Consider the following 24963-nt stretch of genomic DNA (forward strand, 5'->3'; position numbering starts at 1 on the left):
ATCATGCAACAGTCACTACAATCTTCGCACTCGAATGGGACAATTACGACCAAAATTCTCTGAAAAAATACCCCATTCGTTCTAACCGCGATCCTCTCTGTTTCATTTTCATGCAACACACACAGAAGTGTTGCATACGAGACAAATTTATGGTGGTAGACTGAGAAGTGGTTCATGTTCGCATCAACCGCTTCCAGGTGGCCAGCACCATGGAACGGATAGCCACATCTATGCATGTGTTAACCTTCCAACAAGTTTATATCGGTTACAATGGAATTGTTAACCAGTCGCATTCGGCGCTCATCTGCCAGGGTGGTCGATTTGAGCACAGCGAAGGCTATGGACTTGCGAATGCTGCGGGCGACGAACCCACCCCAAGAAAGGAGGAATACGAATCAGGATGAACTCGGACACCACGAAAGGGGGAACGGCGACACTACCAAACTTCGGCGGCACGAGAGATACGTTTCTCGTAATCAGAGATCCACAATTAGCAAAGGGTGGCACCCAAGCACGCGCACAACTGCGGTCATTGCCACTTCTCGCAGCATTCGGCCTTGAAAGGGTCGCGCATCCAGAAATCTACGATAATGGACTCCGACTCGTCGATTACGATCTCGTCACCAACGAGAATCTCCGAGAACACGGTGTGGCGAACGTCGACTTTCCGCTAGTGCACTACGTCAGTCAGGAGATGCTGACTGGTGACCTCCAAGATACGTCTCGCCCGTATGACGACCAAGATGTCATTCGCCGATTGCTACAAGAACGTCCCGAGGGGGCACTCTACGTTCTCGTCACCGACACGTATGGGCCACAGATGCCCAGGATTACAAGGAATCCAGGCAAGTCGTTCATCGACGAGTTCGAGAGTACAGTCATTGACTATGAGGGTCTCTTGAAGGGATTTCTAGAAGAACACGTCGACACAGGATTACCGCTGTCGACGACACAGAATCTGTATTACCACCAGGTATCTGCCCATCACAAACAGGCTGGTTTGCCAGCAGGGTCCATCCCAGAGTTGTTCGACTATACACAGATCCCTGCCGACAGTCCAGCATGGGATCCACTTGAGTACCTCATCCGCGAGGACGCCGACAACGTGCTGGAGGGATTCTCACAACGCATCCGAGAAGCACTTCGCTCGTGGACCGAGCGTGGGCCCACCCAGAGCGTAGCCAACCGCATGTTAGATATGTTAGAGCTGGTGGAATTCGAGCCAGACCGACTAGAACAGTACCGCTACCGTCACGAAGAGCACCAATGAGCACATACACACGATCGCAAAGTAAGCCTGACAAACTCCTCACTGGGTACATCTCGGTGAGAGCACCAGAACTGAAACACATTTACCACTCACTTCAGGAGACGACGAGCGTTTCCGAGGTGGCGAAGAAATTCGGCCGACCGTCGATCAAGGGGGTGGAAAGAGACCACATCGAGGACACACTTCGGTTTCTGAGCGCGGTAGACCTCGTCGACAGCCCGACCGGTGACGTCACAGACACTGTCGAACGGATTAACGACGAGCTGTTCGATGATCTCCCCTTTGAAGCACGTCTTCTCTACAATTGCAATCAACAGGAGGGACGGCAGTCACATTTTGCTGGGATCTACCGAGCACTGATGAGTGCAGGTACGCGCGTAATTGATTCCGACCGCGACGAGGTTCGCACCCTCCTGAAACGTGAGACACCATTCGAGTTTGAGTGGACTGATGAGAAAATCAACATGTGGGTCACTCTGTGTGAACAACTGGGTCTCATCTCAGAGACCGATGATGGAATTCTCTTGAGCCCCTGCAGAGCTTTGTTGCACGATGCACTCCTCGTAGCGCCCAGGCAAGAAGATGAAACACCGAGTTACAGCGAATCAGTCGAAGACGGTGAGTTTTACAGAGCACTCAACTGGGTCAACGACAATCTGTTCACGGTCTTCCAAGCACGAACAGGCACGCCGCTAGTTCATCCCGCTATCGCCGACGTACTTCGCAACATGGAAGCAGACGGTGTGCTCACACTTTCTGCTCCCGGTGACGCACGCAACGAGGTGAAGTTGCCACCAACCGACCTCTCGAAAAACGTCCGCGGGAACCGACAAAGTGTCACACACTTCTCGCTTGATTCTCGCCCGTCTGAAACGGCATACCAGTATCCACTTGATCAGGTCGTGATTCACAAATGAGCCAACCAGCATCCGATACACGGACAGACAACGATTTACCGCGCTACTGGGACGATGAGTTAGTCGACCACTTCATCACCTCGGAAGCACACGCAAAGAACAAGACGCCAGAGCAGTTCAAGGAAACACACGTCGACATCGACCGAATCTACGCAGATAACTTGACGCCAATTGGTGTTTCTGGCGATTTCGTCACCCAGGAACACGTATTAGAGTCAATCACTCGGTCAAATCTGAATGATCCGAACCGGATTTTCATCGTCCGCGGTGAACCAGGCGCCGGTAAGAGCCAACTCTGTGAGTGGCTTCGATACCGCATCAACGGCTATGGGGACGAAGACGACGGCGTCGAGAACTACGAGGCCCTCCACGTTTCTCGAAGCCAAACCCAGATCGACCAGATCATCAAAATTCTCACCGAACCACTGGGAATCGACAAGAACGTCCGCAACATCCAGGGGAGCAACCCACACGACTTGGCAGACCCTATCGTGGGTCTCCTCCGTGGGTACTGGCCTACAGACCTTCTCTCTGACGAAGAACTCCATGAACTAACCGAAAAGCGCGATGACCACACAGATTTACGGGAGATTTTCGCCAAGAACATCGAGGAGTACCAACGAGCACTCGACTCTCGCGATGAAAATCCCGATTTCCAACTGCTGACGAAACACGACTACCGTGAACTTCGCCTCACATTGAGTTTTGGCGACAAGCTACGGGAGAATCAAGACCTCATCTTTCCTTCCCTGAAGAATCAGGCTCACGAATACCTCTCAGATAATCTTGTCGGGAACTTCAAAGAACAACTCCAGGAGTACTCTGAGAAGTACCTGGAACGTGGCATTCGCCCGGTGCTCATCTGTGAGGATCTCACGACGTTCAGTGTTCTAAAGGAGCAACTCTTAGACCATATCTTCGAACTTAGCAGCAGCAACTTCGATATCGTCCTCGGGTGGACGATTGGCTGGGAGCAGGACAACCTGAACGACGCGTTCGCACGTGAAGACGCTGCCACGTACATGCGTGGGCGCTGTGAGGGGTATCTCACGATGACCGACGAAAAGGGTGAAGCGTACTTCCTCGACGACGACGTGTCGGTTGCCCTCGCTCGCTCGTATCTCGATGCGATAAAGCGCAACTCTAGCGGGAGTGGCGTCCCAGAGGAAGTGGAAGCAGCGTTCGATGGCCTTTATCCATTCAACGAACACTTCATCCACGTTGCGTACCGGCAACTCAACGATGAGGGTGGACGGAAAACGCCTCGGTTGCTCTTGCTCCGTGTGGTGAAACACTGCCTCAAATCGTCGTTATTGCCGTACGAGGCGATGAAGACAAATCCGTTCGTTGACACGCCAACCTTCGCCATCGACATGAAGTACGATCAAATCTATCAGGACATCAGTAGATGGTACGGTGTCCCTGTCGAAGACGGTGCGACCGATGGTGGCATCGGGGTCAAAGTCGGTATCTTCGAAACGTTCGGGATCGACCTTCCCGACAGCAGCGTCGCTCATGTCAAAGGAGACTACGTGGTATTTAAAAAGGGCAAAGGAACCAACATCATCGACAAAATCAAGAATCCACCGACTCCCAACTATGACCTCAACGAGGAAGAGGAGCAGGTTGAGGTTGACGATGAGATCGAAGACGATGAAGAGGAGGTCGTCGTCGTGGACGAAACAGAACTCACTGAGGAGCAGCGAGAGCAACAGCGAAAGGTCCAGGAGTTCCAGGACTGGGTGACAAGTGGGGAGGCTTACCCGAGCTCTGACACGCTCCACGCTGGCGCTGTTGCGGCACTGGAGCGATGGCATGACCCGACACGTCTCAGCAATCCGAATGCGTCAACTCGGTCTGCTGGCGCTATCTACCACGCCAAGGGTAACACCATTCCAGTGTCCATCCAGGGAGACCAACAGCGACAGTCGACTATCGATGTCGAACTCGAGTACGGCACAGACCACGCAGACCTCTACACCCCGATGCTCGAGTATGGGCTTTTCGGCATGTTCGACCCGGAGACGACGAACTTCGATCAACTTCGCGCGTGGGCAGACACAAACGTCGCTCAGTTCAAGCACGACATGCGAGCGGAGGTAGAATCGTGCCTCCCTGGTGACCTCACCATCGAGAAGACGCTCATCCTCGCCCAATTCTTCCTCATCAACGCGGGGCGGGGCGCGGAAATCGAAAATGAAACGCTATCTTCGGAGCTCGTGTTCGAGGAGTACGACAGTAATCAACCGTACGGGAAACCGATTGTCGAACACTTCAATAAAGACAGTGCGTTCGGACATGCCTTCACCAATCTGTCGACGCGATCCAGCGATATCGCCGACCTCATCGAGGGTTTCTTCCTCCTCAAGTCGAACGTCGTCGACTTCAACCGTTTATCTGCGGCACGCCAGGAAGTAGCAGCTAACTACGTCGCGTACGTCGACGCCGCGATGATGATTGACATCGGTGACCTAGCCGACGCCTACAAAATTGGAACCACACGGAATCAGGCAAGAACGAAAGTCTCGACGTTGTTGAAGGCGGTCTCAGACTACGCGAAGGAACTTGACCGTCTGACGGTCGAGGAAGACGCCGCACACATCCAGTCAGCCCTCAAGCCGGTCGAGCGGTGGTTCGATAGTAGTCATCGTGTCGATCAACTCGCCGAGTGGTTCGAGACGCTACGAACCTGTGCGGGGGCAATGGATGTACCCATCAGCGCGAGCTGCGAGGAAGCCTACAACATCCTTACTGAATCCCCAGAAAAAGTCCGTCTTACAGACTTCCGCTCCGATCTCGAAACCTTCCAAGAAATGGAAGATGCATCCGGTGTGGAACTTGTCTCCCACCTCCACGACTACGCTCGAAGTCGGCACGAACAGGAGGCCTGGAAGATTTACGAAGCGTTCGACTCGCTCATTTGCGAGTTGCAAGATCAAGACCACGCAGAAGGAGTAAACCTCGACCACCGTATCAAACAACTCTCTGAATTCAGTGAGTACGAGAAGAAACGCCAGTCTATCCTCTCCATCACAAAGGACATTTAAATGTCAAGTAACCAATCACTACCGACAACCATCGAAGCGCTCGAAACCAAAGCACGCGAGCACAAGCAAGCACAAAACACGCAATTTCACGTGTCTGTCGCACGGACAAACATTCGCGAACTCAATCGAGAACTGGATAGCCTCGCCACCTCGCTCAGTGACCTGCAGTACTACACCGCGGTTCTCGAAGGTGCGTTCGACGAGTCTGCACCAACCATGGTGCGGACCGCGGTTACCCAGGCAAAGAAGGCAGTAGCCGTAACCCAGGACACTCTCTTGACGAACTTACAAAGCGGCGAGTTCGCCGAGGAAGCAGCCCTCCCGTCTGATGATGGGTACGATTCCGATGAATTAACTCCAGAAGTCAAGACGCAGATTTCGAAGATTCAGTCGGCGAAGACGCAGGTAGATGATGTCACGAACACTATCGTAGACCAACTCGAGAAAGAGGCGAAGAGTTGGAAGACGAAGGTCACGGCTGCAGAGGAACTGCAGAAAATCATCGGAGGGAAGAACACCGACTTCGCCCGCACCCTAACACACTTGCAAAAGCTCCTCCGCAACCAGTTGCTGGACCCAAGTGGGAGCGCGTCGAATTTCGTCGACCAGTGGGGGAACGCGACCAGCAACTGGGAGGAGTACCAATCACTCCAGAGCTTCGACGACTTCCAGGCGAAACACAATCTCTCTAAATCCACCATCGAAGATATCAAAAAACTCAGCAAATCCAAGCGACTTACCCTTGCTGACGTTTCCCTTGACTCGCTCACCGAGATGAAGAACGTCCCCGAACTCGAATCTGCCGTTGAACTGAGCCTCTAATCATGCAAGACCCCGTCTTTCGCGCAGAACAAATGCAAGCTGCCTACCACGACTACTTCATTGGTCGTGGCGGCCGGGCAGCCAGGAGTGTCGCCAATCGCCTCGCAGAGGGTGAAGACGACATCACTGGTATCCGCGGTCCGTACCTCCAGGCGCTTGACATTCCGAATTGGAGTGGCCGATCCTGGGAGGAATTCGCCAAATCGACACGCCTCGACCCCCGTATACGAATTGCATTTTCGAAAATCGGGTTCGAGCGACTCTACGACTTCCAGGAACGCAGTGTTGAGGCCATCCTCTCTGGCGACAACACAGTCATCACAGCTGCGACGGGTCGGGGTAAAACAGAAGCATGGCTCATCCCCATCCTCAACCGCATTCTCGAACTGAAAGAGGCAGAAAACAGGGACGACACGAGTGTCAAAGCTACGCTCATTTACCCAACGAAGGCGCTTGCCCAAGACCAACTGAAACGTCTCTTGCAGTATCTCTACCTCATCAACAAGCAACTCCCCTCACAAGACCGCATTACCGTCGGCATCTACGACGGCGATACGCCTCGAAACGTCGGCGAGTCAGGCTCGGAGGGGTACCTCAACGCTACGTTTCGACATTTCGCATGTCCTGGATTCAATCCCGAACTTAGCAAATGCCAGGATTGTGGTGGTGGCGTCCGTATCAGAAACACCGTCGACCGCTTCAAACTCATCCCCGAAAAAGCGAGCTGTGAGGATGACACGCCGTACGACGTTCCACTGGACTTCCTTCGACTGACGAAATACGATATCCTCGAAAACGGCGTCGATATCATACTGACTAACCCGGATACAATCAACTACCGACTCATCAACATTAACGCAGAAGACGAACATCAGCGATTCATTTACGAACCCGAATTTCTCGTATTCGACGAAGTCCACACCTACGATGGATTGTTTGGTAGTTACACGTCAACGCTGATGAAGCGCATCCAATCGCTCCGGAACTCCCGGGGAACAAGCGACCTTCAACTCATTGCAAGCAGTGCGACCGTTGAAAACGACCTCGAACTGTTCCAGAAGGTCAGTGGTGCTGTCGACGTCACGCAAGTGAGCGAATCACCCCGGAAACTCACAGCTGTCACCCCTTCCCGTGTCCCGGCAGCGTTCACGACGGAGTCGATCTCTGTCGATCGCATTCTGGAAGCGACCGCTACCTTAGATGACAGCGTACCGGGGTTGGATGCATTCGATTATACGTTGGCAGACGCGACGAGTTTCGATCGAGATCGGCGCGAAACGCTCGTCAGCGACGCATTGTTCGACCACCTTACAGGAGAAACCGATGACGAAGGAGTTCAGGTGGTACAGCTTGTCCATCAGTTACTCTACGACGAACCATGCACTCGAAAGGACCTCAAAAACCGCCTGTCGAAGAGGTTCGAACTCGACGACGAGAAAACCGACCGACTCATCGCCAACGTGCGTACACTCGGAGAGTTCTCTGGGCTATTGGAGAATCGAAGCCACGTGTTCTCTTGGCCAATCGATGGGTTCTACGCGTGCGCAGCCTGTGAGACAGTGTACCGGTCACCACAGGACTCGTGTCGAACATGTGGTTTCTCGTTCGTGACACGGTCGACGTACTGTCGCCATTGCAGTGATGAGTATCTAGTGGCTTGGTCCTGTCCGTCGTGCCACCAACTCGAACCATATACCCCGACTGAACATGGGTCGGTTGGCCACGACGAGGAACACGTCTGCCGTCGCTGTGAGACCGCCCGCAATGAAACGACCCAGATGATTCGGGTGACGTTCAAGCCGTATTTCGAATGCCGTGACTGTGGCCACCACACAGAACGCACAACGATCCACGAGTGTCTCGACTGTGGATCGAGAACGGTCAGAACGGCCAGCGCAGAGTTTACGTGCATAAACCCAACCTGTGAAAAGACTCATCGAGCAGAACAAATCTGCGGTCGGTGTGAGAGCCCTGCTCTCGACGTAGCAACTACTTCAGGGCCGATAGACTGTATCGAATGCGGGGCGACGTACAACAATGATGTCCCAGATACCTGCACTGAATGCTCTGCCTCGCTTTCGTCGACGCGGTACGTTCCGTGGGTCTGTACGAATGACTCATGCGAGCGAATACATTTCAACTCCACTCCGCGCCAATGTGATTGCGGGATATCGACGTTCGTGCAGCGTGGGTTCTTCGAAATCATCACCGACTCCCACTGCCTTGAATGTGACACCGCATTTGTTGGGGACAGCGGATGTGACTGCGTTGACCCCAACGTGCGTCCACGAACGGGATCGCATCAGGCGTACAAAACACTCGACTCGCGTGGATGGATCCACTCGTTGCGTTCACAACCTACGGCGGTGGCGTGCCGTCACCGCTACGCACGCTACGAAATCGGCCGTCGGTTCGATGAACTGATGCGGAGTCCGAACAACCTCGCTGTCACCACTTCCCAGTATCTTTTGCGTGCGGTCGCCGATGAGGAGGGACACAAAGCAGCCAAACTCCTCTCATTCGCAGATTCACATCGCGACATGAAGGAACTCAGTCGAGACTTCTCGGAACCAGAGGTCGAAACGCTCCTTGACCAGTTACTGATAACAGGCGCCACCTCTATCGATGACGAGTCTTGGGTCTCTTTCGAGGCCGTACTTGAGAATGCGGATGCCTCAATCGAAGCACTCAATGACACACTCGAGCCACCACGGGTAGCTCGCAACGTCGAATTCTCGTTGAAATCTCGGCTGAAGAACCAACCTCGAAAACGATGGGATGACAATGATGCCATCCGAGACCGATTGATCCGTCGGGCGCTTTCCCACACGTACAATCAACGTCTAGGCGAGCGAGATGCGCCCCTCTCTGCCGTTGGACTCCTCGACGTTCGGTTTACACCGGGGCTCGACGAATTGGCACCTGACGAACGGGACATCGTTCGCCAACTCGTAGCGGACGGGAACGACTACCGCATCGAAAACTTAACCGACCCGAGTCCAGATCGGACAGCACCGACCGTTATCGAATCCCTCGTCAACCGCGGATTCCTCACCTACGGAAACACAGAAGACTACGTCTCGTTCGCCCCAGCAGCGCTGGAAGTCACCGTAGCTGGAACGGATGATAGTATTCGATTCGACCCGACGACCGAGCGGTATTACACAACGCTCCACCATCAATTCGGCCTCGATAGTAACGGTGCTGTCCCGTCGAATGCGTCGATAGCAGAACTCGCGGCAGTTACTCACCCACGGTTCACACAGCGTGCTCACCGGGTTGCATACTCACAGTTGCGCATTCTCATCTCAGAGGAGTATCTCGGAACGACCGATAAGCGCAAACGCCGTGAACTGGAATTCCTCTTCCGCGAAGAGAACTACCCACACCACCTTTCGTCTGGACCGACGATGGAACTCGGTGTCGACATCGGAGCACTCGATGCGCTTTTACTGTACGGGACGCCACCGAACATGAACGCCTACCTCCAGCGGGTAGGTCGAGCAGGTCGGAGTTCGCACTCGTCGATGGTTCATTCGGTGAGCCAGCGCAACCCGATCGATTACTACTACTACGATCACCCAGACGAACTCATCGCCGCAGAACCAACGCCAGTCCCCCTCAACGAACATAACGAAGAAGTGCTGCGTGTGTCGCTCTCGTGGGCGATATTTGATTTCATCGCGGCGAACTTCTCGATTCCATGGTCGGTCAGCCACCATGGACGAGCACGGTCCATCGAGGGTGGAGACACATATCATCGCCTCCACAGTCGCCATGAGAGCGAACGTGCAGGTGCCAGTAAACTCACCCACGTGATGTCGCTCTCGGCGGAGACACTCTCACTCGAGTTTGACCACTCGAGCCTTTCCGTTCTCGCTGAGGTGGTTTCAGACCACGAATTAGAATTGGAAAATTACCTGCAATCGCTGCTCGAATACCGGTATTGCAGGGAGTGTGAACGCCGATACGGTCTTGCAGACGAACGAGAGCAGTGTGAGTCAGTAAACTGTGATGGGAATATATTAGTCGCCGCTGTGCAGTTTGGTCACCTGGTCGACGAGGCGATCGACCAGTTTGCCAATCGGTACATCACTCACTATCGTAACTACCGGTACGATCTCGAAGAGGACTTAGAGCAGTTACGGCTGGAAGATCGTCAATTGAGTCGAGAACAACGAACCGCATCGTCAAAAGACCGAGGAAGTCTCATCAGCCACCGCCGTGGACTTAAAGAGCGAATCCAGGTGCTCGATGAGTATCTCACGACGCTGGGGCGGACGACGTACTTCGATTTCCTTCGAGAATCTCGAGCGAGTAAGTACGACTTCTCGATGCGGAGTGTCGCAACTAGCGCAGGACTCACTCTTGTCGAAGAGGGATACAAACGCAAACGGGTTGGCGACAGTGGGAGTGGCCGAGCGATGCAGATGGCAATCACTGAACTTCATCCAGGAGCAGCGTATCTCCACGCAGGAGAAACCTACACCGTTGCTCGCGTCCGGTTGGACGAAAAAGCTGGGTCCGACCTCCGTGAGTTGGTGAGTGCCTCAATGGATGAAGGACACCTCGCAGATGAACTTGTCTGCCCCTCGTGTCTCTCCACGTACAACCTTGAAACGACCGAGTGTGACTGTGGAACTGAGGCGCCCCTGAAACGCCGCCAACTCGCGGTATTAGATACGGTCGACGCATATCACGATAACCTCCAGCTGACGGCCGAGGGTGACGAGGCACGATACCTGCATAGTGAACCAAACCAAGAGGTCCAGAATACGTACGCGGAGCGAGAGACCTCAATTCTCTCGTTTGACCCCCTCAGAACGTTCGAGGTCAATACTGCGAATGGTAACTCCCTTGGAACGATTGCACTTGGAGATTATTCGGTACTGCTCCACACCTCCAGATACCGAATGAAGTATAAATCCGGAGAAGTCGACGCTCGGGACACTCCGTTCGAAGTTTGTGGCGAGGAAAACTGTCAGGGAGTCATATACCGCGATACCGACGAACAGCGACGGTGTAGCGCAGACTCAGATCACTTCCCCGATGGCCGAGGTGCAGACTCTGTCCTCGTTCGCCTTGGCTATCAATTCGATACTCAGGGAATCCGCATTCGTCTAAATGACGAAAAACTGTCACACACATTGGCTCACGGTATCCGAGTCGCACTACAGTATCTCGGGGGCGTCAGTATTCGAGAACTCGCAGAACACGTTGGTGAGCACGACATCGACATCTTTGAATCAGAAGAAGGCGGGTCTGATGTCGCGAGACTACTCTTCGAACGGTCTGGAAGTGACTATCGCTCGTTCCACCGAGCAATCTCACTCATGCGTGACCAGTTCGACTGTGAGTGTGAAAGCGGGTGCCCGTCGTGTCTCTACCAATACGGTTGTAACGTCCGCAATGACCAACGGTCGTTCAATCGTGATGGTCTCAGAGAACTCTTACAACAACATGACTTGGTGTTAGCACCCGTCGAACTGGACGACCCTGAATCACAGCAAACAGAATAATCACAATCACTAATTTATCATGGAATTCGACCCACTTGACGTCGCCAACACGATGCGAGAATCGTACGCCGAAACCTACGCAGGTTCCCAACCCCACTGGGCTACTAAGAACCTCATCTCACGGTATCACGGTGCCAGTGGTGAATCGTTGGAAGCCGACCTTCCAGAATTCATCCGCACCAAGGGCCCCTATCTACAGGTCCTTGACCTGCCACGAGTGAGTGACACATCGTGGGAGGACTATGCCAAAGCACACGATCTTCACGAAGATATCATCGAGACGTTCACGGAAGCGGGCTTTCGATCGCTGTTCGAATTTCAGGAAGATTCGATAGAGAACATTCTCGAAGACCACCACACATTATTGACGGCGAGTACGGGACGGGGGAAGACCGAGGGGTGGCTTATACCCATCCTTCAGTTCATCCTAGAGGCGAAAGCCGGACAGCACGCTGCGCACCCCCCGAACAGTGTCAAGTGTATCTTGACGTATCCAACGAAGGCGCTCGCCCAAGACCAGTTGAAACGCCTTATCGACTACCTCTTTACGCTCAACCATGACCGTCCACCAGCCGATCATGTCACTGTCGGAATCTTCGATGGTGATACCAAGCGAAGAGACCCTGATGAACTGTCGTATCTCCAGACGACCTTCCAATACTTCGACTGTCCGTGTGGCGAGTGCGACTCTTCACTGACGGTTCGACAGCGCTCAGATGGTTCGCTCGTCGTTGAACCACTCGAAGACCACGACACAGACCTCTCGTTCGAGTTCATCAAAGTCACGCGTGAGGCAATCATTGAGTCACCAGCGGACATCCTGCTAACCAATCCGGATACGATCAACTACCGACTGTTCAACATCAACGAAGACCAGGAGCAACAACGGTTCGTCGCCGAACCGAAGTACTTCGTGTTTGACGAGATCCACGAGTACTCTGAACTCTTCGGGTCGTTCACGTCCACCTTGATGCGTCGGTACATCCGAGAGCGACAGGAACTCAATGGCTACGAAAGCGAGGGTGACGACGACCTCACAATTGTCGGAGCGAGTGCGACGGTTGAGAATAAACTCTCTGTTTTCCAGCGCATCAACCCGTTCATCGACCCAAACATCGCCGTGGTCGAAGAAGAAGCGCGGACGATTGAGGCTGCGTTCCCCCTCGACATCCCCTCGGTTTACACGGATGAAAAACTTACTCGCAGAGCGGTTTTCAACGGTGAACACGAGGGAGGCACGCAAGCGCTCGAGGCTGCCGGTGTCGAAAGCGAAGATGATGACGTAATCAGCGAGGCGCTTTACGAGCATCTTGTCGAAGAAACGGGTGGCCCGCTAGAATTTGTCCGCGGCATTTACGCTGCGTTGCGCGAGAAACCACTCCGGCCGGACGAATTACAGCACCGACTTATCGAAGTGGCGAATCTGACCGAAGCGCAGGCAGAAATTGTCGTCTCGAACTTCATCACGATAGGGGAGGTTTCTGGCATCCTTGAACGGCGCGCGCATCTGTTCAGTTGGCCACTCGATGGGTACTACACCTGCATCAACTGTGGAACGGTGTACGACACACCACAATCGACGTGTGCAGAGTGCAATCACCACTTCGTCACGAAACTCTCTTTGTGTAACCTGTGTGGGGAAGAGTCACTGGAGTCGTGGTTCTGTCCTCACTGTGAGCGACTCGCTCCTCATACTGTCACCTCGGAGGAAGGCCGATTCGAGTATTTCCAACGAAAAGAATGTTTGTGTGAGACTATCGAAGGTGAAACCCCAGAGATGGTGCGCGTTTTCTGGCGGCCGTTCTACGAGTGTACTGACTGTGGGCATCGACAGAAGCTCGACCACGTCCACGATTGCCCCACTTGTGACGCACAGCTCGTGCTCAATAATGCCATGGACGCTCACGTTTGCTCGAATCCCGAGTGCGGTGAGTCTATCAATCTATCTGACGCTCAAGAACCGACGTGTCGGTCGTGTCATGAACCGGCGCTCGAACCCTTATCAGACGACCACGTGCAGTATTGCACCGAGTGTGGTAGCGTTTACGAAGACCCTGAAGGGCAAGAGTGCACGGCTAACGGCTGTGAAGGAGACCTGACACCAAAGCGGTTTCTCGGCTGGGTTTGTAGCGACACATCTTGCGACGAGGTTTTCTTCGGCCGGCCACCGGCGACGTGTAGTTGTGGAAACCGACGGTTCGTGCGGTCAGCTCTCTTCGACATTCGAATGGTAGCCGAATGTGATTCCTGTGAGCAACGGTTCCTTCCACACGGCCAACACGATTGTGGGTGTGAAAACACGGAGACGACTACTCGAGCACACGGCTCAAGGAATTTCAGTATGGTCGATGATAACGGCCGTATCAGAAATGCGAGCGATTTCCCTGGCGGACTCCCCTGCTTCCACGAGAATCGGCGAGAAACGTACTCAAAGAGCAAGCGATACGACTCGATGCTCCGCAGTCCAGCAAACGTAGCTGTGACGACGGCCCGTTACTTGTTACGCTCCCTTGCCGACCCAAGTGATCCAGAGACGTTCGAAGAGACCAAGTTGCTCTCATTTGCTGACAGCCAAGCTGACATGAAACAATTGGAACGCAACTTCCGCGAACCCGAGGAATCATTCTTCTTCGACCAGTTGTTTGTTGAAAGCGTGCGGTCTGAAGTCGATAATTCGGGATGGGCGCCGCTTTCAGCTGTCATCGAACGTGGGAAATCGGCTGCTAGGCAGTACGAAGCAGATCTCGCTGGCGACTCGGGTCGCCCCCCAAAGATTTTCGAAAACCTACTTGGTTATGATCAGTCTGAAAACGAATACCTGGTTGAGGAAATGGTGTCGAGGGTTCTCCCAGGTAAGTATAGTGAGCGATATCGGGGTACTCCACTACTGGATGAGGGACTCGTAGACATCCGTTTGACCGATGATATCGGTGCTCTTTCAGACGGCGAACGCGAGATTCTCTCGGCTCTCATCTCGCAAAATCACCGCTACGAACCATCTCTCATCGAGGAAGTCGAGGGTGGTCAGAATCATATTGAATTGTTGATAGAAAAAGGGTATGTCAACCGCACCGAGGACGACGGGAGTCGTTACGTTCTCGTAAACGAGGAGAAAGTCGAGTGTGCCGTCGTTGGTGACGAGACGCCAGCCCATTACAGTCCAAGTGAATCTGTGTTCATCACTTCACTCTCGATGGATCTGATCGAAGCCCCGAATGATGTTGTGGAGTTCACCATTCCCCTTAAGCAACGGGCAATTTTCTCCCATCCACATTTTTCTCTTCGTGCACAACAGGTGACAACAGGTGACCCGATGATGTTGCTTGCGAGAGCCTACTACGGTCAGACCGACCGTGAGGAACGCAGAAAGTTGGAGTACCAATTCAGACAGGGTCGCTACCCCCACTTCCTTTCTTCCGGTCCAGCAATGGAACTCGGCGTCGACATCGGTGACCTCAACACTCTCCTCCTGTACGGGACACCACCGAACGCGAACTCTTATCTCCAGCGGATAGGTCGAGCGGGTCGTGCGTCTGGAAATTCGTTAATTCATTCAGTGAGTCAGCGAAATCCCATCGATTACTACTACTACGAACACCCTGAGGAACTCATTGCTTCTGACCCACAACAGGTTCCTCTCAACGAGGTCAACCGGGAAGTCCTTCATCAATCGCTCACCTGGGCTATCCTGGATTGGGTCACCTCGACATACTGGCTCCCTTGGCGTCGTGACCAGACGGGTCTCGACGACTATGTCGTGTGTAAAGAACCGCCAACGCCACGCACCGACCCACGCCCCAACGATGTACTGCCTTTCACTGGATTGTTGGCATCTTCTAACACACAAGTCCAACATACAGGTGAGGAGGCACCACTCGAAGCACTTCGTTCAGTCATTGACGATAATCCCAGCAGCGTCGAGCAGTGGTTGACGGATATTCTTGCATTCGGGTCGTGTTCCGTTTGTGGTCGCAAACACGCCCAAGGTTACAACGGTTCGTGTAACAGACCTGAGTGCAGTGGTACAGTCGAACCCGTTCTCGACATGTTCGATGACGTGATCGCAAGCGTCCTGACGGGTACACCAGACCACAAGAGTCTCGAAGAGACCATTATCGACCTCTACGACACGCAGTGGGCGGCCATTGACAGTGACCTCATAGAATTAGAAGATGAACGGTCAGACATCCGTCGTGAAACTCGCCGATCGAGGGACCTCAAGCAAAAAAAGGAATTGGAAGAGCAGAAACAGCAGATTCGACGCCGGATTAATCTGTTATCCGACTACCTCACGCGCCTCGAAGGGATGGACTTCGGCAAGTATCTGAGCCGGGAAAGTCCCTCGGCATTTGGTCTGCGCTCTGTGGGCGATGTAGTTGATTACCAACTCATTGGCGAGGATTTCGAGACCGTCAATGACGGGACTCGAGATCGACGTATCGCCCTTTCGGAACTCCATCCTGGTAGCGCCTATCTACACGACGGGGAAACCTACGTCGTAACACGCGTATACTGGGAACCACTTGAATCAGCTCGTCTCAGTGAGGCGGTTGAAGATACTGCCATCTGTCCTACGTGTGCTGAAGAATACGATACGGACACCTCTCACTGTACTGCGTGTGGCACGCGGCTGAAACGATTAGTGACAAAAGTGCCCGAGCGAATAATTGCTTATCAGCATGACCTCCCACTTGGGTCGACGCCGAACGCCCAGCAATTGCAACCAGCAAGCATCTACCAGAGTTCGCAGGAGGTACAAGGAACGTACGCGCCCGTGGTGACGGATGCAGGCGACTCCTTCGACCCATCTGTCTCGTACGACATCGTTGACGAGGAAGGTACCGTCCACGGACGATTCGAATATGGAGATGTCACCATTCATGCCTCCACGACCAAATTCTTGGCCACCTACAAAGACGGCGGAACAGACCCACTACCGAACGTTTTCGAGATGTGTGGTGTCGAAGGCTGTAGTGGCGTCGTCGCGACAGTTGGCGATTCTGCGTGCTGCACCAACAACCCCGAGCATCCGACTAGGGAGAGCATCGCGGTCCGTCCCGCGACAAGGTTCAATACCAAAGCAGTTCGCGTCCAGTTCGATAACAAGGAATTGGAGCACGGGTTCGCTCACGGACTCCGAGTGGCCCTTCAGTACATCGGCGGCGTGAGCGTCCGGCAAGTGCCGGAATCCATCGAAGACGACGGAACGTTGGTGTACGATTCCGACGAGGGCGGCAGCGGAATCACCGTCCTCCTGACGCAGGACGACGGTAAAAAATTCGAGCAAGCGATTCGCATCATGCGCGACGCCTTCTTGTCGGGAGGGTCGAAGTGTAACTGTGAAAATGGGTGTCCGTTCTGTATCTACCAGTATGGCTGTGTCGAACAGAACGACCCTGAATCATTCGAGAAAGACGAACTGCTAGAATTGCTAGCCAACGATCTCCACCTCGAATCACGAACCGATGACTAAGACAGACATCACTACCCTTTGTGAACGCCTCAGTACGAGGTCTCCAATGCGTATTTGGGGGCTTTCACCCCAGAGTATCTATACTGCACTGGCCGCAACCACAGCTACCGACAGCGTTTCCGACCGCCTTTCACCCCACATTCGAGCAGAGCTGTTGCACACGAACGACGAGCGTGAGCCAGCGGATGTGGCCGCCTTTCACGAGTGGTTACTCGAAGAACTCGGGCTCGTTTCTGGGAACACTCTCACCCTTCTCGGTACGTTGGTTCTCACTTCAGCACACCCTGAACCGCTTATCCGGGCAACCGCGGTCACTCGACTCGATAACGCCGAGGTTGTGCTTCGGTCGTGCAGCGACATTGAGGAGAGTCTCCGCCGTCGTGAATTCGACAGCCTCCTCGCAGATGAGTGGGATACACTCGTTCTCACTCCTGTTCTCAGCGCACTCGGATTCGTCACCATCTATTCCGACAGCGTCGAATCGAACCTTGAACGAATCGAGTCTGCCCTTACCGCACAGCGCGAGAAATCTTCGATGCAGGCAGTTCGAGATGCGTACGGCCACGTCCTCCCTCACTTGTTGAATGTGGAGGACGAACGATGTTTACTTGATGTCGCAAAACGAGTTGTCGGCGAGACTCCTAGTACAGACTTTCCTGTGGAAGCGGTGGCAGCGGGACTCGCAAGCGAATCCGAAACTGTCATCGACTCAGAGGGCCTTGAGAAGGCAATCGTTGAGCAGCGCGAACACTATTCAACGCACTACGACGAACTTCGGTCACTTCTCGTTGGTTCCGATACTCAAACTCTCACCCGCGCTGAGGTAGATACCTCAATTGAAAAAACTGCGGTTCTCGACGATGATGATCTCAATGAAGCAGCGAGCGAGCTCCTCGTAAACGTGCTCGCGACCGTTGATAAATATCCCGAACATTCCAGATTCGATCTCGTGTTCATCACTCGACGTCTCTCTGCGACGGAGTACGAAATTCACCAGGCACTGAACTCGATTCCCGGAGTTGAGTGTACAGTCTCCCCGAACGGATTAGTAGAGTTCACTTCGCTTCCCGACTCAATCGTGGGTGAAGACCTCCGAGACGAGTACATGGCACATCTTATCGATAGGTGTTCGACGGTTAAACAGCGTCTCGATGCACTCACAGATGTGACGATCGAAGTCGAACCGCCTGCTGGCGTTGCTGAACGGATGGTTGCACAGGAGTTTGCCAAACTGCGCGATGGTGACGTTGCACCAACCTATTTCACGTACACGCTCATCAATCCTGAAGCATTGGGTGAGAAACGAATGAATGCGTATGTGGGCGATTCGCGTGGATTGGGCCAGGAACGTGCCCATCTGCGTCGGTGGCACGAACACCGTCCGTCGGGACTTCGATCTTACACGTCAATGACCGATCGACTATTCAGCCTCGGTTTGGAGCGCGACTTCGAGAATAAGGTCTTGCGAATAATGACGCCGTTCGATGACGACACCTTCAACGAGTACGTCGCCCAGATTCGTCGCCTTCTCGAACACGGGTTCGAAGTTCGATTGTTAACGCGGCATACGAAACAACCCTGGGAGTGGGAACGGCTTCAGGAAAACCTATTCAGCGAAATCAAAGACCACCGCGACCGTCTCACCGTCCGGACGTATTCTCGGTTCAAAGAGCACCAGCGAGTGACCCCAGATATGGAGTTCCGCAATCTAGGCGAATTCGGGATTCATGGGAAGGTTTACACGATAGGACATGCCGATGAAGGAGCTGCCCTACTGGGGTCTGCGAACTTCATGGAGAACAGCTACAACTGGAATCCTGAATGCGGGGTCTACACTGAGCGAACTCAGTTTGTTGAGGCCGCTATCGAATTCTTCGATATCGTGTGGACTCTCTCTGAAGCAGATGAATTGGATATTGAGCGTCTTCAAGAGATTCCCAACCGTCAATTGGTGCCGACACACTATAGTTGAAATAGCTCGTTTCTATGGTTTCATTCCAAAATCTCTCTGTCGCCCATTTCTTCGTGAATTATTTTCTGTTGGGGTGATTTTCAGCACCGACCATTAGAGTTCTATCTTTTGAAGTTTCAATGCGAGTTTACCAATTTCTGTCCGTTCCTCAATCTCTACTAACCATCTGTGAGGTAACGCACTCGCTCCAAACCGCGCTCCAGCAAGTGCTCCTGTGACGGCACCGATCGTGTCTGTGTCCCCACCACGATTAACGGTTGTAATTATCGCTTCCTCTGCATTTTCAGCAGTCAATGCATCGTGAAGCGCGGTCTGCAATGTGTAAATCACATATCCAGATGTCCTGAGGGAATCTGGTATCTCTCCGTTCGCAATAGGCGACAGAGCATTGAGCAGTTCTTCTGGAGCCTCATTTTCAACAAATTCGAGTGCATGAGAAAGGGGAGCGTCGTCACCCCGCAAAATACCTGCGATCGTGAGGTTCAGCACAACACACCCTTCCTGACAACGAGGGTCAGCATGGGTGATTAGTGAAGATTGACGACTGACCTCTGCAAGTGATTCATCGTCTTCACTATAGGCAATGGCAAGAGGCGCACACCGCATCACACTCCCGTTACCAGCATTGCCTCCTTCTTGAGTCGACTCCCAGACTTCTCGACCAGCCTCGTCCCACGAACTGCCCTGCTGCAACTTCGATATTGACCTTTTCGTCATTCTCCCCATATCAAATGGACCTTGTTCTGCCCATCTGACGAAGCGGTCGGCAACATCTGCTGGGTTAAAATGGCCACACTCAACAAGACTTCGCGCGATACAGAGGGCTTGGTCGGTATCGTCAGTGAGCGTTCCTGCGGGTTGATTCCACGTTCCGTACCCCTCCATCTCGGTCAAGCGGCCGTACTTGTCCTCGATGGCACTTGCTGATTTGAATTCTACCGGCCGTCCAAGGGCATCCCCACACGCGAGACCCAACAACACCCCCTCCGCACAATCCTCGTCCATACGAAAATACTGTCAACCAGTTATAAATAATTGAGTATGGAGTGGCATACTCTGAACCTAACCCAATGGTTGGTGAAATTTCAAGAACCCCCTCTACCTATCTCGTGTATGAGTGATTCTTCCGCCGAGGCAGACGTCTTCTTATCTCTTGCAAATTGGCTCGACTCTCGTGATTACCAATTCTATGTTCACATCCCGAAAAGCCACCACCAGATTCAGGGATATAAGCAAGTGCTACAATCCTACCCCTCTCACACAATCTCCATCGGACCATACAAGCCCGATGTCTTAGGAATCACGCCTGCAAACCGAGTGTTTGCTATCGAAGTAAAAGGCACGACAAATTTGAGGAAGGGCCTTGGACAAGCGATAAGCTATCAGCGTGGAGTAGACCGCGCCCATCTTGCAGCTGATGCTTCGAACATTTCTCGCATCCGTGATCTCTCCCTGTCTAAAGGTATTGGGGTTCTCGGTGTCGATTCGAAGACACACGAAGTCACCGAGTGCAATCCCTATTCGGTAGATATGAAAGACTTACTCTACAACACTCGCCATCAGCTAGAAAACGCCCAAGTAACGGGCACCCAGGTTTCCCTCATTCTCCCGAAGTATGCCGATCCATTAAATCAGTTGATGCCCGTTCTCGCGGTTGGAGCACATTCGAAAACTACCAAGTCGGAGATTGGACAACTCGTTTCAGACACCAATTATCCGTACAAACGAGAGTACAACCGGATGATTCGGCTTGCCCAGTATCTTGGGATGATTCGAGAGGTAGACAACAGTTTCGAACTAACTGAGCAGGGTGAGGTGGGCCTGACACTCTTGAAAGGATACAACGTTGCAGATGTCCCTGATTTGATGAACCTCAAGGGAGGTGGTTCAGTGAAGGCGAACCATCCACCGATTGCGACGTATCTCCGAAATCGGTTTGCTTCTGCTCCCGATTTCAGGACGCTCTTTGAAGTTCTGTTGAGCCAAGGGGGTGCTCCCATCTCAATCAAAGAGCTCTGCCAAATATTAATCGACAACTATCCGAGTACCTTCCTCAACTTGGTGTACACTGACCCGTCAGGAAGTCAAGAAGCTGCCACACTCATCGAACAAGGTCGCGGATACGAGATTTACGAGAATCCAGAGTACCTTAAAGACATTATCCACAGTCAGTTCATCTCGAATACAGCCAGCCAATTTCGCAGCTTAGGTATCCTCGATAATCGAAGCCCCGTAATCGAACCGAAGGGTGCATTAGATCCAGAGAACCATTATTGGTACCCCGGAGATTTCCAACTCGGATAGTCAATACAGATATCTCTTGTATATTTTGGGAGTAATCCTCTATAGAAGGAATCAAACACTGTTAGTAGACGAAATCGGTACCAAATAACTTGGATTCGGGTGGTTGTGAGACCCTCCGAAGATTTACTGCTTGCTTCCCTTTTTCTGAGGCTTCGATGGTAAATTCTACCCACCAATCTTTGTAGATCTCGTCTGCCTTGTAGTCTGAGATATGGAAGAATACATCTTCCATACCAGTTGGCCTAAAAACTTTGATAAATCCGTACTTTTTCGTATGACTGTAAAACTTGATCTGACCCATTGATCTCTTTTCCTTGGGACTCATGCTTGCACACCAATACTGTCGAATTCCATTCAACAATAGTTAAATATTCTGTCGGATGTGGGATTCAAACTCTACACTGAGAGAACGATTACATTCCGACTACGGAAAATTGTCCACGGATTTTGGATATTTTCGACATTCGAACGGAAACCGAAAATTCCGGGCTACAACCACGACTAGCTGTTTACTCCTTTGATATCAGATTGCCTGCTGGATCGTTTCAGCGTCGATTTGACCGGCATCAGTATCAGTTGTATCGTCGAGCGCTCGACTACAGATTGCAAGCGCTTGTCGGATATTCCCCTGCGACCGTTGTAAGACCACGTCGATTCCATCCTCGGTGAACGGTTCAATTGACTCAGTATCTCCCTCACGCGCGTTACTCAGGTAACTCTCGATAAGGTCGCGTAGGTGGTCGTCTGTGAGCGGACGGAGCGCGACTTCTTGACCGATACGCTCAGAGAAGGCGTGATACTCACTCATCACATCCTGCCAGACCTCAGGTGCACACCCGAAAAGGACACACAGGCCGTGACTGTTCTGATCCATCAGGTGACGAATACTGTTGAGCGTGGCCTGCTTATTCTTCGAATTGAGCCTGGAGATACTCTCGAACTCGTCGATGAAGACGAACACACTGGTGTAACCTAGTTCGAGAATCATGTTCTTGAGCGCCGTGAACGCCCGGACACTGGTGGTGTCGTCGTCGAGTGCGCTGTGAATTTCCATCTGTTTGCGCTGCTCGTAGCGAATCCCCTCTGCGGTGAGCCACTGCCACGCGTAGAGATTTGTGTCCTCGTACACCATGTGAACGATTGCGCGAGCGAAATCGGCGAACTTCGTAATTTGGTTTAGGCGCTGAATCGCTTCTGGAATGAGCTCAGAAAGTAGGATTTCTCCGTCGTCGATGAGGGCTTTCATCTCATCAGGTCCATCCACGTCGATATCCTGTGTCTCGCGCGCGACCATCGCGAGATACTCGTAGGCAAGTTCCTGGACACGGCTGAACCCGAGGTCATACATGAACTCGTGGTAGATGTCGCGGAAGCCATCACCGGGTTGGGCGACGTACCCGACAATCACGTCAGAGCGGTCGCGAACGAGCGAACGAGTGTACTTGAGCGTGTGTGATTTGCCGTTCCCATACTTCGCGGTGATAACGAGGTGCTTCGATTTCCCCGTCCCGAGCACTGTCGAAACGGTGTCGCTGATTATGCGAGTCGCATGTTGCTGGCCGCAGTATATCTCAGGGTTCTCGTCGGGAACTGGACTGTACGGGAACGGATTTTCGGTCAGGTCGAACTGTGAGTAGTCGCGCTGTTCGTCGGTAATGGTGAATGGGTTGTCACTCATGGGTATCGGTTAAGTCTCGGTCGTACACTGCGAGGTAATAGAATTGTTTGCCAAACTGTTCAACACCGGCCATCACTGGGTCGGTCGATTGCGTTGTCGAAACGAGCCCTCCCGCGTCCCCCAACGAGATCTCTTTGATGCCGAGTAACGACTCTTTCGCGCCTGTGTCGATGGGCGCTCCTGAGAGCTCGAGTTTGCCGATGTTTTTCGTCTCTTGGGCAAGGTTGAGGAGTGCCTCGTCGAAAGCCGGGCGTGGACATCCTGTCCGTTCACAGAACGCCTCTCTGAGTTTCGGAATGGAGAGGTAGCGCTGGCGAAGATTCACTCCCGCGGTTTGCTCAAGATCATCATAGGTTTGTAGCAAGTGGTCAGCGAATGCTTCTGGTACGGTTGAACGGTTTGTCACGTAATACGTTCCAGTGAACGCATTCCGCTGTAAAGCTCCCAGCCGCTCACCCCAATCGCTCAAGATATCGACGCTCGTTTGATTGTACGTTCTTTCTGAGCCTGACTCGGCGTCTTCGAGCGACTCGAGAAGTTCGTCGAGTGATGACGGTCCTGCAGTCTCAACAGTCTCAAGGAACGCCCGGTAGTGAGGGCTGTTTTGTTCGAGAATGTCGCTCACTTGCGACCAGTTCTCAGCTTTTACTGCGTTGAGAAAACTAGCTCCAATGACTGAGGTTTCGTAGGTAGGGAATTCAGTTGTTTCGTCTTCGTCGATTAGTCCGATTCGCGCCGCTTCAAGAATCGTCTCACGTGCGCGCCTGGTTGAAACGTCCAGTTTGGTTTCGACTGATTCGGTCGAAACGCGACCCGTTGAACAGACGTGCGTCACCTCGACTAATCGTCCGAGAGTGACTGGGCGGACTGTCGCTCGCTCGCTCATGTGAGCCTCCGTACTTGCTGTTTCGCGGTCAAGTACGCACGATGGGTGACTTCATTCCCTCTAAATCGAAGGTCCAGATATGCTTCGATATCCTCACCAGCGGCCACCATGTAGCGAAATCGCCGCAGTTCAATTGCTAACGCCCATAGATTATGAATCGTGAGCAGTCCTCGATCGGCACGCACTTCCTCGAACGTTCGGGAACCACACACCGGACACGAACATGGGAGTCGGTCTAATTCCTCGATTTTCCCGAGCTCTCGACCACCGAAGCCTGGGAGCAAATAATTTCGATTCCCCGCACTTCTAATGAACGACGACGAATCAAAGCTATCAACACCTAGGTATAAAAGGAGTGGTTGATACACAATCCCGCCTAACCCGTAGACGTGGAGGTGTTTCTCGGTCGCTTGTCGCGCAGCGAGTATCAATTTTGTCGTTTTCTTGTAGTCCGTTCTGATAGGAACAAGGCTACCGATGGCAAATCCGTCGAACGACCCGTTTCGGTCGAGATATCGGATAGTGTTGCGTATCGTTTCTGGGTCGTAACCGTGGACGCTCGCGAATAGCAGTTCATCGCCGTCATGTGAATCGCTCGCTGTCAACGCGTACTCGATGCTTCGTTGGATTCTGCGCTGTTTTTTCTCTGTCCGGTACTCTCGGTTGAGAGGAAGGTCAACCGTTCCTAGGATATCTGCGCCAATCTGCTGCTGGGTTTCGAGCGTCTCAGTTGGGGTGGTATCCAGTTTTTCACTGTGAAAATCGAACCCACCGCTGTCGGCGAAGACGATGGTCTCCTCGGGGACGTTCATCTCCTCGCGGAGGGTGGCCTCATGTTGAAGGCGTTCCCACTGCGGTTTTCGTCGTCTAATGGCCCGTGCATTGACCATCGCGGTGGGGAGGTCTGGTATACTGTCTGCGTACTCAGGGGTGTTGTCGGTCGACCGTTTCCCGATGTTCCGAACCGGAAAGAGGACGGGTGTAGACAACGGCCCCCGTGGTGTGTCGAGTGTTCGGTGTCTGTAGAGCATCTCCGCCGCGCTCAGATAGCTCGGGCTCCTATTTAAATTTAGGC

At 52.9% G+C, this 24963-nt stretch carries 14 protein-coding genes and 1 pseudogene; 9 read left to right on the forward strand and 6 right to left on the reverse strand.

The window, feature by feature from the left end; genetic code table 11:
• Positions 1-400: 400 nt before the first annotated feature.
• The 6 genes and pseudogenes from V5N13_RS15830 to V5N13_RS15855 all read left to right on the forward strand — a co-directional run.
• The gene (locus V5N13_RS15830) at positions 401-1270 is read left to right on the forward strand and encodes a hypothetical protein (protein WP_336361593.1); all 870 of its coding nucleotides are present in this window, start codon (positions 401-403) and stop codon (positions 1268-1270) included.
• Positions 1267-2187: a hypothetical protein gene (locus V5N13_RS15835; protein ID WP_336361594.1), complete on the forward strand. Its 921-nt coding sequence runs from the start codon at positions 1267-1269 to the stop codon at positions 2185-2187. The genes V5N13_RS15830 and V5N13_RS15835 overlap by 4 nt, the downstream gene beginning before the upstream one ends.
• A complete protein-coding gene (locus V5N13_RS15840; RefSeq protein ID WP_336361595.1) occupies positions 2184-5234 on the forward strand; it encodes a hypothetical protein in 3051 nt (1016 codons plus the stop codon). Before V5N13_RS15835 ends, V5N13_RS15840 begins: the two co-directional genes overlap by 4 nt.
• Positions 5235-6056, forward strand: coding sequence for a hypothetical protein (locus V5N13_RS15845; RefSeq protein WP_336361596.1), 822 nt, complete (start codon positions 5235-5237; stop codon positions 6054-6056). It begins immediately after the preceding gene.
• 2 nt (positions 6057-6058) lie between these two features.
• A complete protein-coding gene (locus V5N13_RS15850; RefSeq protein ID WP_336361597.1) occupies positions 6059-11575 on the forward strand; it encodes a DEAD/DEAH box helicase in 5517 nt (1838 codons plus the stop codon).
• Between the two features lie 52 nt (positions 11576-11627).
• Positions 11628-12113 (forward strand): annotated as a pseudogene (locus tag V5N13_RS15855) (DEAD/DEAH box helicase); the annotation flags it as partial.
• A 285-nt stretch (positions 12114-12398) separates the two neighbouring features.
• Here V5N13_RS15855 and V5N13_RS15860 read toward each other — a convergent pair.
• On the reverse strand, positions 12399-12884 hold the full coding sequence (locus V5N13_RS15860) for a hypothetical protein (protein ID WP_336361740.1): 486 nt from the start codon (positions 12882-12884) through the stop codon (positions 12399-12401).
• 1032 nt (positions 12885-13916) lie between these two features.
• Between V5N13_RS15860 and V5N13_RS15865 the strand changes: the two genes are divergently transcribed.
• Positions 13917-17048, forward strand: a complete 3132-nt coding sequence (locus V5N13_RS15865; protein ID WP_336361737.1) for a helicase-related protein — start codon at positions 13917-13919, stop codon at positions 17046-17048.
• A 187-nt stretch (positions 17049-17235) separates the two neighbouring features.
• A complete protein-coding gene (locus tag V5N13_RS15870; protein ID WP_336361598.1) occupies positions 17236-19020 on the forward strand; it encodes a phospholipase D-like domain-containing protein in 1785 nt (594 codons plus the stop codon).
• A gap of 93 nt (positions 19021-19113) precedes the next feature.
• Here the strand turns inward: V5N13_RS15870 and V5N13_RS15875 are convergent, their stop codons facing one another.
• Positions 19114-20025, reverse strand: a complete 912-nt coding sequence (locus V5N13_RS15875) for an ADP-ribosylglycohydrolase family protein (RefSeq protein WP_336361599.1) — start codon at positions 20023-20025, stop codon at positions 19114-19116.
• Positions 20026-20133: 108 nt separating this feature from the next.
• On the opposite strand from V5N13_RS15875, the gene V5N13_RS15880 reads away from it, so the two are divergent.
• Positions 20134-21324 (forward strand): hypothetical protein, encoded by a 1191-nt coding sequence (locus V5N13_RS15880; protein ID WP_336361600.1) that lies wholly within the window; start codon positions 20134-20136, stop codon positions 21322-21324.
• Between the two features lie 61 nt (positions 21325-21385).
• On the opposite strand, the gene V5N13_RS15885 is transcribed toward V5N13_RS15880, so the two are convergent.
• The 4 genes from V5N13_RS15885 to V5N13_RS15900 all read right to left on the reverse strand — a co-directional run bounded on the left by V5N13_RS15885 (position 21386) and on the right by V5N13_RS15900 (position 24919).
• Entirely contained in the window at positions 21386-21649 is a 264-nt protein-coding gene (locus tag V5N13_RS15885; protein WP_336361601.1) for a cold shock domain-containing protein, read from the reverse strand.
• Positions 21650-21847: 198 nt separating this feature from the next.
• Positions 21848-23002: a BREX system ATP-binding domain-containing protein gene (locus tag V5N13_RS15890; protein ID WP_336361602.1), complete on the reverse strand. Its 1155-nt coding sequence runs from the start codon at positions 23000-23002 to the stop codon at positions 21848-21850.
• On the reverse strand, positions 22995-23888 hold the full coding sequence (locus V5N13_RS15895; protein WP_336361603.1) for a hypothetical protein: 894 nt from the start codon (positions 23886-23888) through the stop codon (positions 22995-22997). The genes V5N13_RS15890 and V5N13_RS15895 overlap by 8 nt, the downstream gene beginning before the upstream one ends.
• Positions 23885-24919: a tRNA-guanine transglycosylase gene (locus tag V5N13_RS15900; RefSeq protein WP_336361604.1), complete on the reverse strand. Its 1035-nt coding sequence runs from the start codon at positions 24917-24919 to the stop codon at positions 23885-23887. Before V5N13_RS15900 ends, V5N13_RS15895 begins: the two co-directional genes overlap by 4 nt.
• Between the last annotated feature and the right edge of the window lie 44 nt (positions 24920-24963).

The organism is Haladaptatus sp. ZSTT2 (assembly GCF_037081775.1).
Lineage (GTDB): Archaea > Halobacteriota > Halobacteria > Halobacteriales > Halococcaceae > QDMS2.